The sequence below is a fragment of the Dorea sp. OM07-5 genome (genome assembly GCF_003481355.1).
Taxonomy (GTDB): domain Bacteria; phylum Bacillota; class Clostridia; order Lachnospirales; family Lachnospiraceae; genus Dorea_D; species Dorea_D hominis.
In genome coordinates this window covers 125,435-141,390 of record NZ_QUKZ01000002.1, presented here as the reverse complement: position 1 = coordinate 141,390, position 15,956 = coordinate 125,435, and the positions used below count along the sequence as shown (strand labels likewise).

Below are 15,956 nucleotides of genomic sequence, written 5' to 3'. Positions count from 1 at the left end.
AAGTGATTTGGGAAAAAATACTTCCTATTTACCAATGTATTCAATTTGTGGTACAATTAAACGAGTGTATGCAAAGAGAACATTTAAAAACCAAGGAGTAACCATGAGAAAATTAGCATTAACTGATGATATATTGATGAAGATCGAGAAGCCGGCGCGCTATATCGGAAACGAAGTGAATTCGGTCATGAAAGATAAGACGAAAGTCGATATCCGGTTTGCCATGTGTTTCCCGGATGTGTACGAGATTGGAATGTCACATCTTGGAATCCAGATTCTCTATGATATGTTTAACCGCAGAGAGGATGTCTGGTGTGAGAGAGTTTATTCACCGTGGACGGATCTGGATGCGGTTATGCGCGAGAAGAAGATTCCGTTGTTTGCGCTGGAATCGCAGGATCCGATCAAAAATTTTGATTTCTTAGGCATTACGATCCAGTATGAGATGTGTTATACGAACATTTTACAGATTCTGGATCTGTCCGAGATCCCGATAAAAACAAAAGACAGAACAGAAGAAGATCCGATCGTGATCGGTGGTGGTCCATGCACGTACAATCCGGAGCCACTGGCAGATTTCTTTGACCTGTTTTATATGGGTGAAGGCGAAACCGTTTATGATGAATTACTGGATCTTTACAAGAAGAATAAAGCAGCAGGAGGCTCCAGATGGGATTTCCTTGAGATGGCTGCAGAAGTAGAAGGAATATACATTCCGTCTTTTTATGATGTAGAATATAAGGAAGATGGTACCATCCTCTCTTTTACACCGAACAATGTTCATGCAAAAGAGAATATTAAGAAGCAGGTTGTAATGGATATGTCCAGTGCGCCATATCCGGAAAAACCGGTTGTACCTTTTATTAAAGCAACACAGGATCGTGTTGTACTGGAGATCCAGCGCGGTTGTATCCGTGGCTGCCGTTTCTGCCAGGCAGGAATGCTATATCGCCCGACAAGAGAAAAAGACGTAGAAGTTTTAAAAGATTATGCATATAAGATGCTGAAAAATACAGGACACGAAGAAATCTCTCTAAGTTCTTTAAGTTCCAGTGATTATAGTCATTTAAAAGAGCTGGTCACATTTCTGATTGATGAGTTTAAGTCCAAGGGAATTAACATCAGTCTGCCATCGCTTCGAATAGATGCATTTTCGCTGGATGTAATGGGACAGGTGCAGGATATCCGCAAGAGCAGCCTGACATTTGCGCCGGAGGCTGGGTCCCAGCGTATGCGTGATGTCATCAACAAAGGACTGACAGAGGAGATTATTTTAGATGGCGCAGGACAGGCTTTTGAAGGAGGCTGGAATAAGGTAAAACTTTATTTCATGCTGGGATTACCGACAGAGACCGAAGATGATATGCGTGCTATTCCAGAGCTGGCAGATAAAATTGCAAGACGTTATTACGAGATCCCGAAGGATCAGCGGAACGGAAAATGCCAGATTACGACAAGTACATCGTTCTTTATACCGAAACCGTTTACTCCGTTCCAGTGGGCGAGAATGTATACGAATGAAGAATACATCTCCAGAGCTGCGATTGTAAAACACGCATTTAACGATCAGTTGAACCGGAAGAGTCTGAAATATAACTGGCATGATGCAGAAGTAACGGTATTGGAAGGTGTTTTTGCCAGAGGAGACCGTAAGACTTCCGCAGTTATCGAAGAAGCTTATCGTCTGGGATGTCTGTATGATTCCTGGAGCGATCAGTTTGATAATAATAAATGGATGCAAGCGTTTGAAAATACAGGACTGGATATTGCATTTTATAATCACAGAGAGCGTTCACTTGATGAAGTGTTCCCGTGGGATTTCATAGACATTGGCGTGACGAAAGATTTCCTGAAACGGGAATGGAATCATGCAATGAACGCAGAAGTTACACCGAATTGCCGGATGAAATGTTCCGGTTGTGGTGTGGCAAAATGGAAAGGAGGTGTCTGTATTGAAAGCAAGAATTAAATTCCGTAAATATGGAGTAATGCGTTTTATTGGACACCTGGATGTGATGCGTTTCTTTCAGAAAGCGATCCGCAGGGCAGAGATCCCGATTGCATTTACGAGTGGATACAGCCCACATATGATCATGTCATTTGCGCAGCCACTTGGTGTCGGTGTGACAAGTGACGGAGAATATTTTGATATTGAGTTGACAGAAGCAATCGCCTCAGAACAGGCAGTTGCACAGTTAAATGCTGTGATGGTCGAGGGGATTGAAGTTACCGGTTTCCGTGAGATCTCTTCGGATAAAAAAGCGAGCGGTATGACGATCGTAGCTGCGGCAGATTACAAAGTGACTCAGCCACAGACTTTTCAGCATGCGGAAGATATAAGAGTACTTTCGAAAAAATGGAAAGACAGTGTGTGTGCATTTATGAAAGAACCGCAGATCATCGTATGGAAGAAAACAAAACGAAGTGAGAAAGAAGTCGATATCAAACCGATGATTTATGATATGCATGCAGAGGATGACGGCATTTTTCTGTTCCTCGCAACAGGTAGTGAGCAGAATTTGAAACCGGATCTCGTAATGGAAGCGTTCCTGCGCTTCATCGGTGAAAATCCGGAGGAAGTACCGCTTCATTTCCACCGCCTGGAAGTATATGCGAAGAATCCGAAATCAGCAGGTGGAACAACAAAAAACGATTTCATTTCGTTGGAAGACCTGGGAAAAGACATTGTAACTACTTAAATATGTGTGCTTATACAGATATAAACATGAATGATATAAAGGAGTGAACTTCTTATGAGCAAGAAGGAATTAAAGACAAATGCCATGCGTATGCTGGACCGCATGAAGATTCCTTATGAATATGAAACTTATGAATGTGAAGACTTCACGGATGGTATTGAAACTGCAGATAAACTTGGATATGACCATGCGCTTGTATACAAGACGCTTGTGACGACCGGTAAGAGCGGTGAACATTATGTGTTTGTCATTCCAATCGAAGCAGAGATTGATTTTAAGAAGGCAGCAAAAGCGGTCGGTGAGAAATCGCTGGAGATGCTACATTTAAAAAATCTGACAAAAGTAACCGGATATGTGCGTGGCGGCTGTACGGCAATTGGAATGAAAAAACAGTTTCCGACAGTTATACAAAAAGATGCGGAAGAACTTACGCAGATGCATGTCAGCGGCGGTAAATTAGGAATGCAGTTAAAACTTGCTCCGGAGGATCTTAAGAAGGCAGCAAAAGCACAGTTCGCAGACGTTATCCGCGATCATTAAAAATCTGCGGATATATTGGAAATATTTCCGTATACAGTTTTTGGAAACAAAGTACAATCAAGAAGAGAAGGAAGAAAAAATGATACCTGAATTAAGGGAGAATACCAATACAGTTATTTTTGATATTGGAAATGTATTAATTTATTTTGCGTGGAAAGAATATCTGGAATCATTAGGATTTTCAGAAGAGACGAACAAGCATGTGGCGGATGCTATGTTTTGTAATAAAGACTGGGATGCAGGAGATTCCGGTCTGGTAACAACCGAAGAATGGCTGGAACTTTTTATAGAAAATGATCCGGCGTATGAGAAAGAGATACGGACAACCTTTGCTGGATTCGGAGCATCTATCGTACCATTTCCTTTTATTGAAGAATGGTTTGCATATTTTCGCGAAAAAGGAATGAAGCTTTATTATCTGTCTAATTATTCGGATGAAATGTTCCGTCAGTCAGAAGAAAAGCTTGCGTTTTTAAAGAGTTTTGACGGCGGTGTGTTTTCATGGCAAGAAAAATGTATGAAACCGGATTCAAAGATTTATCAGATATTATTAGACCGATATAACATAGATCCAAAACATACAGTATTTTTTGATGACCGTGTCGCGAATGTGGAAGCTGCCGAGAAATTCGGCATACAGGGCATCCTGTTTCATACAGATATTCCATTGCAGATGATGGGAAAATAAGGTAATATAGTAGCAGCAAAAGAAAAGGCAACCTGGAGGAATACAAAAATGTTAATTAAAGTTGTTAAATTCGGAGGAAGTTCACTGGCAAGCGCCGAACAGTTTGAAAAAGTCGGTGCGATCATCAGAAAAGATTCCAGCAGACGTTATGTGATTCCGTCTGCGCCGGGAAAACGTACCTCTGACGATACAAAAGTAACGGATATGCTGTACAGTTGTTATGGACAGGCAATCCTTGCATATGACGACGAAGAAAAAGAAGAACACATGGAGAATTTTGAGAATCTTCTGACTGCGATCAAAGCACGTTATCAGTCAATTATTGACGGACTTGGACTTAAAATTTCGCTGGAGGAAGATTTCAAGATCATCCGTAAGAATTTTCTTGCCAAGATTGGAAGAGATTATGCGGCATCCCGCGGTGAATTTCTGAATGGTAAGATTATGGCTGAATATCTCGGATATACATTCATTGACGCAGCCGAAGTTGTTTTCTTTGATGAAGAAGGTAATTTTGATGCAGAAAAGACCGATGAGGTGTTGACTGCAAAACTTGCAGATATAGAACGTGCGGTAATTCCGGGATTTTACGGTTCTAAACCGGATGGAAGTGTGAAGACATTTTCCCGTGGTGGATCGGATATTACCGGATCTATCGTTGCAAAAGCGGTTCATGCAGAGATGTATGAAAACTGGACAGATGTATCCGGATTCCTGATTACGGATCCAAGAATCATTCCGAATCCGAAACCGATCGATGTGATCACATACCGTGAACTTCGTGAGCTGTCCTATATGGGCGCTACGGTTCTTCACGAAGATGCCATTTTCCCGGTGCGCAAGGAAGGTATCCCGATCAATATCCGCAATACGAATGCACCGGAGGATAAAGGAACTCTGATTGTGGAAGCAACATGTCAGAAACCACGTTTTGTTATTACCGGTATTGCGGGTAAGAAGGATTTCGCTTCTGTAACTGTGGAGAAAGCGATGATGAACTCTCAGGTTGGGTTCTGCCGTAAAGTGTTGGAAGTTTTTGAAGAGAACCATGTTTCTATCGAACATATGCCATCCGGAATTGATACGATGACAATTTTTGTTCACCAGGAGGAATTTGAAGAAAAAGAGCAGAAAGTGATCGCAGGCATTCACAGAGAAGTGGAACCGGATTATCTGGAACTGGAATCTGACCTTGCACTGATCGCAGTTGTAGGACGTGGAATGAGAGCAACCAGAGGTACTTCCGGACGTATTTTCTCTGCGCTTGCACATGCAAATATTAACGTCCGTATGATCGACCAGGGTTCCAGTGAGCTGAATATTATCATTGGTGTCAGCAACCATGATTTTGAAGGTGCGATCAAAGCAATTTATGATATTTTTGTAACTACACAAATTTAGGAGGCTGTTCAAAAGATGAATATTTTATTTTTCCTGAAGCCAAAGAGTGAACTTGCATTTATTTATGATTATCATACACTCAGACAGGCTTTGGAAATTATGGAACACTACAGATATACATGTGTCCCGATTTTGAATAAAGAGGGAAAATATGTCGGCAGTATCACAGAGGGTGATCTTTTGTGGGCTGTCAAAAAATTAAAACTATTGAATCTTAAAGATGCTGAGAATATCAGTATCATGAAAATTGACAGAAGAAATGATTACCAGTGTGTCAATGCCGAATCTAAGATGGAAGACCTGATCGGACGTGCAATGGAGCAGAACTTTGTGCCGGTTGTGGATGATCAGGAACATTTTATCGGAATGATCACAAGACGTGATATTATCAAATATTGTTACGACAAGATAAAAGAGTATGAAAAAAATGGTAATTGATTTTCATACACATATGTTTCCAGATAAGATTGCTGACAAGACGATTACATTTCTGGCAGAGGTCTGTCAGATGCCACCGCAGACAGATGGAACATACACGGGACTTTCAGAGTCTGCGAAAAAGGGTGGTGTAGACTTAAGTATTGCACTTCCGGCTATGACAAAGCCTTCCCAGTTTGATTCGGTCAATACATTTGCCGCTGCACATCAGGAAGGAAATGTCATCTCTTTCGGAGGCATCCATCCGGCGACAGAACATTACCGAGAAGAACTCCGGCATATAAAAGAACTGGGACTTAAAGGGATCAAATTACATCCGGATTATCAGGATATGTATTTTAATGATATCCGTTATAAAAGACTGGTAGATTATGCCACAGAACTTGGACTTATCATTGTCGTCCATGCGGGACTTGACCCGAAATGCCCGGATGACGTTCACTGTACACCGGAGATGGCCGCAGAAGTTATAGATGAGGTTCACCCTGCGAACCTTGTCCTTGCCCATCTCGGCGGCAATGAGATGTGGGATGATGTAGAAAAATACCTGGTCGGAAAAGATGTATATTTGGATACTGCCGTGGTACTTGATGTGATAAAAGAAGATCAGTTTCTTCGGATCGTGCGTAATCACGGTGCTGATAAGATCCTCTTCGGAACCGATGTTCCGTGGCGAGATCAGGGGGTATTTGTACATCTGTTAAATGATTCTAAACTTACACAGGAAGAAAAAAATAAGATTTTTTATAAAAATGCTTGTAAACTGCTTGATTTTCAGGGAAACATGTGCTAATATACAATAGTATGCCGCACAATGAGGTTGAAGTTCTGCCATAATTCATGTGACAGACACCGTAATTGGCGAGTAATGATAATAGGAGGTGCCATATGTACGCAATTATAGCAACAGGTGGTAAACAGTACAAAGTAGCCGAAGGCGATATCATTAAAGTAGAAAAGCTTGGTGTAGAAGCCGGAGAGACTTTTACATTTGACCAGGTGCTTGCAGTAAGTGACAACGGATTAAAGATCGGTAATCCTACAGTTGAAGGTGCAACTGTTGAAGCTTCTGTAGTTGAAAACGGAAAAGCTAAAAAAGTAATCGTTTACAAGTACAAGAGAAAAACAGGATACCACAAGAAAAATGGTCACAGACAGCAGTACACAGCAGTAAAGATTGAAAAAATCAATGCTTAATATTGGAGAATATCCATGTTTCATGTAACAGTATATGTGAATTCAGCAAAAGAATACATCGGTTTTCAGACATCAGGTCATGCAGGATATGCACCGGAGGGACAGGACATTGTCTGTGCAGCAGCGTCGGTTCTCACGATTAATACAATAAATGCGATTGATCAGTTTACAGGTGATCGTGCAATACTTGAGGCAGAACAGACGGAAGGATACATTTCCTACCGGATTGACGGAAAAGTGTCTGCGGATGCGGAACTTCTTCTTAAGTCGATGGTTCTCGGATTGACAGAGATGTCACATGATGAAGACTATGCACAATATATTGATCTAACATTCGAGGAGGTGTAACAACCATGATGAAATTAAACCTTCAGTTTTTCGCTCATAAGAAAGGTGTTGGTTCTACAAAGAACGGTAGAGATTCTGAGTCTAAAAGACTTGGCGCCAAGAGAGCTGACGGACAGTTTGTAAAAGCTGGTAACATCCTTTACAGACAGCGCGGAACAAAGATTCACCCAGGTGTTAACGTTGGACGCGGTGGTGATGATACATTATTCGCACTTGTTGATGGTGTAGTTAAATTTGAGAGAAAAGGAAGAGATAAGAAACAGGTTTCTATCTATCCAGTTGCTCAATAATTAAGAATCAGAGGAGAGTGTTGCGATATAACTGATCACAGTTATGAGGCAGCACTCTTTTTAAATAACAGAAAATTGCATTGTAACCGATTAGACAGGTTTTTATATATTTAAGGAGAAAGATTTATGTTTGCAGACAGAGCAAAGATATTTATCAGATCAGGAAAAGGCGGAGACGGACATGTCAGCTTCCGCCGGGAGCTCTATGTCCCGAACGGCGGTCCGGATGGCGGTGATGGCGGCCGCGGTGGCGATGTCATCTTTGAAGTTGATGAAGGTCTTAACACACTTCAGGATTTCAGACATCGCAAAAAATTCTCTGCAAAAGACGGAGAACAGGGCGGCAAGAGACGCTGCCATGGAAAAGATGCTGAAGATATCATTTTAAGAGTACCGGAAGGTACTGTGATCAAAGAGTCTGAGTCCGGAAAAGTAATCGCAGATATGTCCGGAGATAATCGCAGACAGATTGTTTTAAAAGGTGGCAAAGGCGGTCTGGGAAATCAGCATTTTGCAACAGCTACAATGCAGATTCCCAAGTATGCACAGCCTGGTCAGCCTGCACAGGAGCTCTGGGTGAACCTGGAGCTGAAAGTAATTGCTGATGTGGGACTTGTCGGATTTCCAAATGTAGGCAAATCTACATTGCTATCCAGAGTAACAAATGCTCAACCGAAAATTGCAAATTATCATTTCACAACACTGAATCCAAATCTTGGTGTTGTCGATCTGGAAGGAGCAAGCGGTTTTGTAATCGCAGATATTCCAGGATTGATCGAAGGCGCTTCTGAAGGAGTCGGTCTTGGGCATGAATTCCTTCGCCACATCGAGAGAACAAAGATGATGATCCATGTAGTAGACGCTGCCGGAAGTGAAGGACGTGATCCGGTTGATGATATTCATAAGATCAATGCCGAACTTGAAGCTTACAATCCTGAGATTGCAGCTCGTCCGCAGGTTATTGCTGCAAATAAGACGGATCTGATATACAGCGAAGACGAAGATCCGGTTGCAAGATTAAAGGCCGAATTTGAACCAAAAGGAATTCGTGTATTTCCAATCTCAGGTGCAACCGGAGTCGGTATTTCAGAGCTTTTATATTATGTATCCGGCGAAATTGCCAAGCTGGATGATACACCGATTGTATTTGAACAGGAATATTTCCCTGAGGAAGAACTTTTATATATCGATCTTCCATATACCGTTGAAAAGGAAGATAATGTATATGTTGTAGAAGGACCAAAGATTGAGAAGATGCTTGGTTATACAAACCTGGATTCTGAGAAGGGATTTGCATTCTTCCAGAAATTCCTGAAAGACACCGGTATTTTAGATGAACTGGAAGAAGCCGGTATCCAGGAAGGTGATACAGTAAGAATGTATGGATTGCAGTTTGATTATTATAAATAAATGATAACAAAATAGGAGAGAAAGCATGACAACGAAACAGAGAGCTTATTTAAAAAGTCTTGCCATGACAATGGATCCGATCTTCCAGGTCGGGAAAAACAGCATGACACCGGAATTTACAAAAGCGATTGCTGAAGCTTTGGAAGCACGCGAACTAATTAAGATCAGTGTGCTGAAAAACTGTGCAGATGATCCGAAAGAACTGGCGTCACTGCTTGCTGAGCGTACACGCTCCCAGGTTGTACAGGTGATCGGCAAGAAGATAGTCCTTTACAAAGAAGGAAAAGATAAAAACAAAAAAATACAGCTTCCATAGTGAAATTGAAAAACAGCGGAACAAAGTAAGCAGGAGAGAAGCAACCATGAAAATAGGTATTATGGGTGGTACGTTTGATCCGATCCATAACGGACATTTAATGCTCGGAGATACGGCAAGAGATCAGTTCGGTCTGGACGTTATATGGTTTATGCCAAACGGACGTCCTCCACACAAGGCATTGGATTCTATAGGATCAGACACAGATATGCGTGCAAAGATGGTGGCACTGGCTATCAAAGATCACAAATCATTTGAATTACAGGATTATGAACTAAAAAGAAAAGAAGTCTCCTATTCGTATGAGACACTGGAATATTTTCATGCAGTATATCCGGAAGATGAATTTTATTTTATTATTGGTGCGGACTCTCTTCGTGATATTGAAAAATGGGTGCATCCAGAGCGGTTGCTTGCGGTCTGCCACGTGCTGGCTGCTTACAGGGATGGGTGGAATACCAGACAGACAATGCTGGAACATATTTCTTACCTGAATGATAAATACCATGCACGTATCAAGCTTTTACAGTCTCCGCTGATTGCAATATCTTCTCACGAATTGCGTGCAAAGATAAGAGCCGGAGAGCCTATTACCGGGCTTGTTCCTGCGGAAGTGGAAGCATTTATTGCAAAGGAAGGTTTGTATGAATCATAAAGTACGTAAAATACGCAAAAAATTAAAGTCAGAACTGGACACAGACCGTTATGAACATACATTGGGCGTTATGTATACAGCTTCATCGCTCGCTATGTGCCATGGCGAAGATATTGAGAAGGCATTGCTTGCCGGACTCCTGCATGATTGCGCCAAATGCATTCCTTCAGAAACCAAGATCCGTCTCTGTGACAAATATCACCTGAGCATATCTGAAGTAGAGATGAAGAATCCAAGTCTCCTTCATGCGAAATTGGGCGCCTTTCTGGCTGCCAGAAATTATCATGTTGAGAATCGGGAGATTGTAGATGCAATTGCCTGTCATACGACAGGAAGACCGCATATGTCCCGTCTGGATAAGATTTTGTATATTGCCGACTACATTGAGCCTGGGCGCAGGGAATTGCCGAATATGGAGGATGTGCGGGAAATGGCATTTCAGGATCTTGATGAATGTCTCTACAGAATTTTAAAAGATTCGCTGGTATATTTAAACAGCCGGAATCTTCCACTGGATCCAATGACGGAAAAGACATATTTATATTATAAAGAAAAACTCGGAAAGGAGAGTTGATGATGGATCAGGCATTAGACATGGCTAAAATCGCTTATGAAGCACTTGACGAAAAAAAAGGCGAGGCGATCAAAGTAATCGATATCTCACAGATATCTGTAATTGCTGATTACTTTATCATCACAAACGGTACCAGTGACAGTCAGGTGAAGGCACTGGTCGAAAATGTACAGGAAAAACTGGCAAGAGTCGGTCATCATCCAAAGCAGACAGAAGGAAACAGAAGCGGAACTTGGGTACTGCTGGATTATGGTGATATTATTGTACATGTATTTGATAAAGAGAACCGTTCTTTCTATAATCTGGAGCGCACCTGGAGCGATGGGACAGAGATAGAGATGTAAAATAACAATTCTTTTAAAGGATTTAAAAGGCGTTTGTGAAAATAATTATAGAATAAAGAATAGAAATGATAAAAGGCCTGCAAGTGCGTCTGTTAAAGTCAGCGCTTGCAGGCTTTTTTGTTATGACGACGCTTAAAATGCATGCACTCGTACAGATGCAGCCTCCAACCGCCAGCGAATCTATGATAAAATTATTAATCTTAGCGCATAAAGCGAAACACACCGATAACTTTACCTAAGATCGTACAGTCCGGAACAATGATTGGATCCATAAAATCATTCTCCGGCTGCAGACGAATGACACCTTCCTCTTTATAAAAGGTTTTAACTGTAGCACCATCTTCAATCATAGCAACAACCATATCACCATTGTGTGCAGTATTCTCTTCCTGAGCAAGAACATAATCCCCATTCAGAATTCCGGCATTAATCATACTTTCACCACAAACTTTTAGAAGAAATGTCTGCTTATTCGGCATAAATTCCATTGGGATAGGAAAGTATTCTTCAATATTCTGTTCTGCGAGAAGTGGTTCTCCGGCTGCGACACGCCCTACGATCGGGACGTTGACCATCTCACGTCTTGTAAAGTTAAATGCTTCATCTAAAATCTCAATCGCACGAGGCTTTGTCGAATCACGGCGGATATATCCGTTCTTCTCCAGTGTTTCTAAGTGGGAGTGTACAGAAGAAGTAGATTTTAAATGAACAGCCTCGCAGATATCACGAACGGCAGGTGGAAAACCACGTTCCAGAATCTGTGACTTAATGTAATCCAGAATCTCCTGTTGTTTTGCGCTTATCTTTCCCTGTGCCATATGTCATTGCCTCCGTATTCTATAATATATTATATAAGATATCAAAGCAAAACCCTCCGCAGTGATACCTGTAGTTCGTTATATGTCAGGAACTATCTAATACTTAAAAATATTTTATCATAGAGATATTAAAAAAGCAAACAAATGTTTAGAAAATATGTTCGATTATCTGAAATAAATCTATTGACAACCGAACATTTGTTTTGTATAATGCATTTAGAACAAATGTTCAGGAACATATATTCGAAACTGTACAGAGGGGGAATCAGTTATGCGTAAGGGAAGTAATCATAGAACAATAAAGAGAAGAAGAGAAGTGTTTTTGAAAAAAATATGTATTACGCTTGCACTGGCAGGTATTGTATTAACCGGTAGTATTGTCGGTGGAAGCCGGCTTGTATCAGCACATGATAACGCAGCGAAGGAATCTGTTGAATATAAGTACTACAAGAGCATTGAAGTTTCCAGAGGAGACAGTTTATGGAGCATTGCAAAAGAATATATGAGTCAGGACTATGATTCCATTTACGATTATATAGATGAATTAAAGCAGATGAATCATCTGGATTCGGATGATATTCATGCAGGACAGTATTTGACAGTATCATATTATGAGGCGAATTTCCAGTAATCAGGTAAGAATGTTTAATTGTTATAGCATCTTGAGAAAGTTGTCAGTTGCAAGTCATGTAAGTTATTAATCCTATGGATTTCAAAGGATTAATAATTAGTAACCTATTTTGATATATAAGGGAAACCCTATCTTATATATATTATACTCACCAAAAGAACAGATTTTGATAATGGTATTTCGTTATCTGAATTTGTTCTTTTTTATTTTAATTTTTCAAAATGTTGTTTATTTTCGCAAAAAGATGTATAATGAATTTAGAATTTCAATACGGATATAGGGATAATAAATATACAAAACGTCAATGAAAAAAGACGTTAATATAAAAGAGGAGGAATGTTACAATGAAAAAACAACTTTTTGATGCACATGGGGATATCTGGTCAGATGTTACAATTCACAGTCTGAAAGGAGAACGCGATATTTTCAGAAAGTACCATTTGGATAAGTTCAAAAAAGGTAATGTTTTTGGTGGTACGTTTGTAATGTGGATTGATCCACCATATGATGAAGATCCAAAGAAACGTATCAAACAAATTGAAGCTGCCGTACGTCAGGAGATTGAAGACTCAAAAGATATTCTGAATATCGTTAAAAAGTATGAGGATTTTGAGAAAGGTACAGCGGAGGGTAAGATTAATGTATTGATGGGACTGGAAGGTTTATCTTACATAGGCGAAGATATTGATCAGATCAATTATTATTATGACGAATTTGGTGTACGTGATATCATGGTAACATGGAATGAAGAGAATGCTCTTGGTTCCGGATGGCCGGGAGACAAGAACAGAGGCTTAACTCCAAAAGGGAAAGAAGCAATCAAACGTATGAATGAACTTGGTATTGTTCTGGATGTTTCTCATCTGAATGACAAAGGTTTCTGGGATATTATTGAATTATCAGACGGACATCCGGTTATTGCATCCCACAGTAATGCAAGAGCATTATCTGCACATGGACGAAACTTAAGTGATGAGATGATCAAAGCTTTAGCTGCAACCGGCGGTGTAATGGGAATGAACCGTCTGGATGCATTTATCAGTCCTGATAAAGCAAAACAGTCCGTAGAAGGTCTGGCAGAACATGTAGATTATATCGTCAATCTGGTAGGTATTGATCATGTCGGATGCGGATTTGATTTTGAAGATTATCTGAGTTCAGATGCACTTTCTAAGAATGGTGCACCGGACGAGAATCCGCTTGGAACAAAAGGTCTGTTATCTGCAGCAGATGCGTGGAACTTCATTGAGACATTGAAGAAAAAAGGCTACAGTGATGAAGATCTTGAAAAGATTGCTTATAAGAACTTCTACAGAGTATACAAACAGGTATTAAAATAAGAGATGCAGATAAAAAATATTTTATTATAATTTAATTTATGAATAAACGCATAATCTCTTCATAATATTTTTTAGCAGGAAGGTCAGATGATTCTCTATCAACTGACCTTCCTGCTGTATCAAACATCCATCTTTTCTCTCATTATAAAATAAAAGTTTTTATTTTCCATATTCATAATATTATATCTCGTAGTTTGTTATCAAAAAGAGAATATGGTTCATAATATATCTATACGACAAATACCGATTTTTCCAAAAGATATAGACACGAAATTCAAAAATATGGTATAATACAGATGTCAATATAATACACGGCAATTAAAATTAATCTTGATACTAAGTCTTTTCATATTGATGTTAGTTAGCTTTTAAGTTAAGTATATCTATATTATGTAAATAAGTTCAAATAGTAAATAAATTGTATAATAAGGAGTCACAAGATATATGCAGACCAAAACATACCACGAACAGATTCAGATTGATGAAACGATACGATTAAGAGAAATCCTGCAGACGCTGCCGCCATTTGCCAAAGATTATTTTCGTGCCATAGAGCCCAGATCTTCCGCAAAAACAAGAATGAATTATGCATATGATATCCGGGTTTTCTTTCATTTCCTGATGGAAAATAATTCGTTTTATAAGAATTACACAATCGATCAGTTTAAAGTCAGTGATCTGGAGCGTTTAAAACCGGTAGATATCGAAGAATATATGGAATATTTGAAAGTATATAACCGTGAAGGCGAACGGATCACGAACAGTGAAAAAGGGCTTTCCAGGAAGATGTCGGCTCTGCGTAGCTTTTACCAGTATTATTTCAAACATCAGATGATTGAGAAAAATCCAACATTGCTGGTTGATATGCCCAAATTACACGAAAAAGCGATTATTCGTCTGGATACGGACGAGGTAGCGCTCTTGCTTGACTATGTAGAACATGCAGGCGAACATTTAACTGGTCAATCACTAACATATTACAGGAAAACAAGAGATCGTGATCTGGCAATCCTGACATTGCTTCTAGGCACTGGAATCCGTGTTTCAGAGTGCGTGGGACTGGATCTTACAGATGTAGATTTTAAAAATAATGGAATTACAGTTACACGAAAAGGTGGTAATCAGATGGTTGTTTATTTTGGGTCAGAAGTTGCGAATGCATTGGATACTTACATCTGTGGAGACAGAAAAGCAGCCACACCTCTCTCCGGTCATGAAAATGCACTTTTTTTATCTACTAGGCGCACACGTATGGGTGTTCAAGCTATAGAAAATATGGTGAAAAAATATGCCAGACAGGTGACACCGAACAAAAAAATAACACCGCATAAGCTGCGCAGCACTTATGGTACGGCGCTCTATAAAGAAACCGGTGATATTTATCTTGTTGCGGATGTTCTAGGACACAAAGATGTAAATACGACAAAGAAGCATTATGCCGCAATTGACGAAAACCGGCGTCGTCTTGCCGCTTCTGCTGTAAAATTAAGAGAGAGCTGACCGGCTTTCTCTTTTTCTTGTATTAAGAAAACCACGCGATAGTCGCGTGGTTCTATAATTAAATTCCGATATTACAGCTTCTTATTACTGTCGCGTTCTTTCAGTTCTACAAGTTTCTCAATAGCCTCTGCAGTTCCATCGATGCCAAGCACGGAGCTGTCCAGGCTCATATGATAACTTTCTGCAGATCCCCATTTCTTATTGCTGTAGTAATTATAATAGCTTGCACGCTTTTTATCTGTTTTCATGATCATATCTTTTGCTTTTGCATCTGTCAGATCATAGATTCTGGCAATTCTGCGGATCCTTGCATCCAGATCGGCATGAATAAATACACTCAATAAATTCTCATTATCTTCCAATGCGTAATCTGCACATCTTCCTACAAGAATACACGGTCCTTCAGAAGCAATCTTCTTGATCGCATCAAACTGTGCAAGAAATACTTTATGGTTGATTGGCATATCTGCATAACTTCCGGATGAATATCCAAGAGAATAAGTATCCATTACAAGAGAATAAAGGAAACTGTTTGTTGGTTTCTCATCATGTGTCTCAAATAATTCTTCGCAGAGCCCACTTTCTTTTGCTGCTCTTGCAAGCATTTCTTTATCGTACAGCTTAATTCCAAGATCTTTTGCAACTTTATATCCGATCTCACGTCCGGCACTTCCAAATTGTCTTCCTATTGTAATGATTGTATTTGTTTTTTCCATATCCATCACGCTCCTTTTTTATACCTGCGTATACAAGAGAAGCTGAAGATA

General features: G+C 40.0%; 20 protein-coding genes. 18 read left to right on the top strand and 2 right to left on the bottom strand.

The window, feature by feature from the left end; genetic code table 11:
* Positions 1 to 103 precede the first annotated feature (103 nt).
* The 15 genes from DXC04_RS02490 to rsfS all read left to right on the top strand — a co-directional run bounded on the left by DXC04_RS02490 (position 104) and on the right by rsfS (position 10,900).
* On the top strand, positions 104 to 1,969 hold the full coding sequence (locus tag DXC04_RS02490) for a TIGR03960 family B12-binding radical SAM protein (protein ID WP_118659785.1): 1,866 nt from the start codon (positions 104 to 106) through the stop codon (positions 1,967 to 1,969).
* 19 nt (positions 1,970 to 1,988) lie between these two features.
* Positions 1,989 to 2,699, top strand: coding sequence for a TIGR03936 family radical SAM-associated protein (locus DXC04_RS02485; protein WP_243112088.1), 711 nt, complete (start codon positions 1,989 to 1,991; stop codon positions 2,697 to 2,699).
* Positions 2,700 to 2,753: 54 nt separating this feature from the next.
* On the top strand, positions 2,754 to 3,239 hold the full coding sequence (gene ybaK, locus DXC04_RS02480) for a Cys-tRNA(Pro) deacylase (protein WP_118659781.1): 486 nt from the start codon (positions 2,754 to 2,756) through the stop codon (positions 3,237 to 3,239).
* A gap of 79 nt (positions 3,240 to 3,318) precedes the next feature.
* On the top strand, positions 3,319 to 3,927 hold the full coding sequence (locus DXC04_RS02475; RefSeq protein ID WP_118659779.1) for an HAD family hydrolase: 609 nt from the start codon (positions 3,319 to 3,321) through the stop codon (positions 3,925 to 3,927).
* A 48-nt stretch (positions 3,928 to 3,975) separates the two neighbouring features.
* Positions 3,976 to 5,328 carry an aspartate kinase gene (locus DXC04_RS02470; RefSeq protein WP_118659777.1) on the top strand — a complete coding sequence of 451 codons (1,353 nt, stop codon included), beginning with the start codon at positions 3,976 to 3,978 and terminating at the stop codon, positions 5,326 to 5,328.
* 15 nt (positions 5,329 to 5,343) lie between these two features.
* A complete protein-coding gene (locus DXC04_RS02465) occupies positions 5,344 to 5,766 on the top strand; it encodes a CBS domain-containing protein (protein WP_118519359.1) in 423 nt (140 codons plus the stop codon).
* Positions 5,756 to 6,559, top strand: a complete 804-nt coding sequence (locus DXC04_RS02460) for an amidohydrolase family protein (protein WP_118659775.1) — start codon at positions 5,756 to 5,758, stop codon at positions 6,557 to 6,559. The genes DXC04_RS02465 and DXC04_RS02460 overlap by 11 nt, the downstream gene beginning before the upstream one ends.
* Positions 6,560 to 6,654: 95 nt before the next feature.
* The gene (gene rplU / locus DXC04_RS02455; RefSeq protein WP_021860970.1) at positions 6,655 to 6,963 is read left to right on the top strand and encodes a 50S ribosomal protein L21; all 309 of its coding nucleotides are present in this window, start codon (positions 6,655 to 6,657) and stop codon (positions 6,961 to 6,963) included.
* Positions 6,964 to 6,978: 15 nt separating this feature from the next.
* Positions 6,979 to 7,311 carry a ribosomal-processing cysteine protease Prp gene (locus DXC04_RS02450; protein ID WP_021860971.1) on the top strand — a complete coding sequence of 111 codons (333 nt, stop codon included), beginning with the start codon at positions 6,979 to 6,981 and terminating at the stop codon, positions 7,309 to 7,311.
* A gap of 5 nt (positions 7,312 to 7,316) precedes the next feature.
* On the top strand, positions 7,317 to 7,601 hold the full coding sequence (gene rpmA, locus DXC04_RS02445) for a 50S ribosomal protein L27 (RefSeq protein ID WP_021860972.1): 285 nt from the start codon (positions 7,317 to 7,319) through the stop codon (positions 7,599 to 7,601).
* A 126-nt stretch (positions 7,602 to 7,727) separates the two neighbouring features.
* Positions 7,728 to 9,011 carry a GTPase ObgE gene (gene obgE, locus DXC04_RS02440; RefSeq protein WP_021860973.1) on the top strand — a complete coding sequence of 428 codons (1,284 nt, stop codon included), beginning with the start codon at positions 7,728 to 7,730 and terminating at the stop codon, positions 9,009 to 9,011.
* 25 nt (positions 9,012 to 9,036) lie between these two features.
* Positions 9,037 to 9,327, top strand: a complete 291-nt coding sequence (gene yhbY, locus DXC04_RS02435) for a ribosome assembly RNA-binding protein YhbY (protein ID WP_021860974.1) — start codon at positions 9,037 to 9,039, stop codon at positions 9,325 to 9,327.
* A 46-nt stretch (positions 9,328 to 9,373) separates the two neighbouring features.
* Positions 9,374 to 9,982 carry a nicotinate-nucleotide adenylyltransferase gene (gene nadD, locus DXC04_RS02430; protein ID WP_118659773.1) on the top strand — a complete coding sequence of 203 codons (609 nt, stop codon included), beginning with the start codon at positions 9,374 to 9,376 and terminating at the stop codon, positions 9,980 to 9,982.
* A complete protein-coding gene (yqeK, locus tag DXC04_RS02425; protein ID WP_118659771.1) occupies positions 9,972 to 10,556 on the top strand; it encodes a bis(5'-nucleosyl)-tetraphosphatase (symmetrical) YqeK in 585 nt (194 codons plus the stop codon). The genes nadD and yqeK overlap by 11 nt, the downstream gene beginning before the upstream one ends.
* Positions 10,557 to 10,558: 2 nt before the next feature.
* Positions 10,559 to 10,900 (top strand): ribosome silencing factor, encoded by a 342-nt coding sequence (gene rsfS, locus DXC04_RS02420; RefSeq protein WP_118659769.1) that lies wholly within the window; start codon positions 10,559 to 10,561, stop codon positions 10,898 to 10,900.
* Positions 10,901 to 11,100: 200 nt separating this feature from the next.
* On the opposite strand, the gene lexA is transcribed toward rsfS, so the two are convergent.
* Positions 11,101 to 11,718, bottom strand: a complete 618-nt coding sequence (lexA, locus tag DXC04_RS02415) for a transcriptional repressor LexA (RefSeq protein WP_021860978.1) — start codon at positions 11,716 to 11,718, stop codon at positions 11,101 to 11,103.
* Between the two features lie 271 nt (positions 11,719 to 11,989).
* On the opposite strand from lexA, the gene DXC04_RS02410 reads away from it, so the two are divergent.
* The 3 genes from DXC04_RS02410 to DXC04_RS02400 all read left to right on the top strand — a co-directional run bounded on the left by DXC04_RS02410 (position 11,990) and on the right by DXC04_RS02400 (position 15,189).
* Positions 11,990 to 12,349, top strand: coding sequence for a LysM peptidoglycan-binding domain-containing protein (locus DXC04_RS02410; protein WP_118659767.1), 360 nt, complete (start codon positions 11,990 to 11,992; stop codon positions 12,347 to 12,349).
* A 344-nt stretch (positions 12,350 to 12,693) separates the two neighbouring features.
* Positions 12,694 to 13,689, top strand: a complete 996-nt coding sequence (locus DXC04_RS02405; protein WP_021860980.1) for a dipeptidase — start codon at positions 12,694 to 12,696, stop codon at positions 13,687 to 13,689.
* Positions 13,690 to 14,133: 444 nt separating this feature from the next.
* The gene (locus DXC04_RS02400; RefSeq protein ID WP_021860981.1) at positions 14,134 to 15,189 is read left to right on the top strand and encodes a tyrosine-type recombinase/integrase; all 1,056 of its coding nucleotides are present in this window, start codon (positions 14,134 to 14,136) and stop codon (positions 15,187 to 15,189) included.
* A gap of 71 nt (positions 15,190 to 15,260) precedes the next feature.
* On the opposite strand, the gene DXC04_RS02395 is transcribed toward DXC04_RS02400, so the two are convergent.
* On the bottom strand, positions 15,261 to 15,905 hold the full coding sequence (locus tag DXC04_RS02395) for a cytidylate kinase-like family protein (RefSeq protein WP_021860982.1): 645 nt from the start codon (positions 15,903 to 15,905) through the stop codon (positions 15,261 to 15,263).
* Between the last annotated feature and the right edge of the window lie 51 nt (positions 15,906 to 15,956).

Excerpts from the sequence above, each read along its gene's own strand:
- DXC04_RS02490 (WP_118659785.1), top strand. The coding sequence starts at position 104 with ATGAGAAAATTAGCATTAACTGATGATATATTGATGAAGATCGAGAAG.
- DXC04_RS02485 (WP_243112088.1), top strand. The coding sequence starts at position 1,989 with ATGCGTTTTATTGGACACCTGGATGTGATGCGTTTCTTTCAGAAAGCG.
- ybaK (WP_118659781.1), top strand. The coding sequence starts at position 2,754 with ATGAGCAAGAAGGAATTAAAGACAAATGCCATGCGTATGCTGGACCGC.
- DXC04_RS02475 (WP_118659779.1), top strand. The coding sequence starts at position 3,319 with ATGATACCTGAATTAAGGGAGAATACCAATACAGTTATTTTTGATATT.
- DXC04_RS02470 (WP_118659777.1), top strand. The coding sequence starts at position 3,976 with ATGTTAATTAAAGTTGTTAAATTCGGAGGAAGTTCACTGGCAAGCGCC.
- DXC04_RS02465 (WP_118519359.1), top strand. The coding sequence starts at position 5,344 with ATGAATATTTTATTTTTCCTGAAGCCAAAGAGTGAACTTGCATTTATT.
- DXC04_RS02460 (WP_118659775.1), top strand. The coding sequence starts at position 5,756 with ATGGTAATTGATTTTCATACACATATGTTTCCAGATAAGATTGCTGAC.
- rplU (WP_021860970.1), top strand. The coding sequence starts at position 6,655 with ATGTACGCAATTATAGCAACAGGTGGTAAACAGTACAAAGTAGCCGAA.
- DXC04_RS02450 (WP_021860971.1), top strand. The coding sequence starts at position 6,979 with ATGTTTCATGTAACAGTATATGTGAATTCAGCAAAAGAATACATCGGT.
- rpmA (WP_021860972.1), top strand. The coding sequence starts at position 7,317 with ATGATGAAATTAAACCTTCAGTTTTTCGCTCATAAGAAAGGTGTTGGT.
- obgE (WP_021860973.1), top strand. The coding sequence starts at position 7,728 with ATGTTTGCAGACAGAGCAAAGATATTTATCAGATCAGGAAAAGGCGGA.
- yhbY (WP_021860974.1), top strand. The coding sequence starts at position 9,037 with ATGACAACGAAACAGAGAGCTTATTTAAAAAGTCTTGCCATGACAATG.
- nadD (WP_118659773.1), top strand. The coding sequence starts at position 9,374 with ATGAAAATAGGTATTATGGGTGGTACGTTTGATCCGATCCATAACGGA.
- yqeK (WP_118659771.1), top strand. The coding sequence starts at position 9,972 with ATGAATCATAAAGTACGTAAAATACGCAAAAAATTAAAGTCAGAACTG.
- rsfS (WP_118659769.1), top strand. The coding sequence starts at position 10,559 with ATGGATCAGGCATTAGACATGGCTAAAATCGCTTATGAAGCACTTGAC.
- lexA (WP_021860978.1), bottom strand. The coding sequence starts at position 11,718 with ATGGCACAGGGAAAGATAAGCGCAAAACAACAGGAGATTCTGGATTAC.
- DXC04_RS02410 (WP_118659767.1), top strand. The coding sequence starts at position 11,990 with ATGCGTAAGGGAAGTAATCATAGAACAATAAAGAGAAGAAGAGAAGTG.
- DXC04_RS02405 (WP_021860980.1), top strand. The coding sequence starts at position 12,694 with ATGAAAAAACAACTTTTTGATGCACATGGGGATATCTGGTCAGATGTT.
- DXC04_RS02400 (WP_021860981.1), top strand. The coding sequence starts at position 14,134 with ATGCAGACCAAAACATACCACGAACAGATTCAGATTGATGAAACGATA.
- DXC04_RS02395 (WP_021860982.1), bottom strand. The coding sequence starts at position 15,905 with ATGGAAAAAACAAATACAATCATTACAATAGGAAGACAATTTGGAAGT.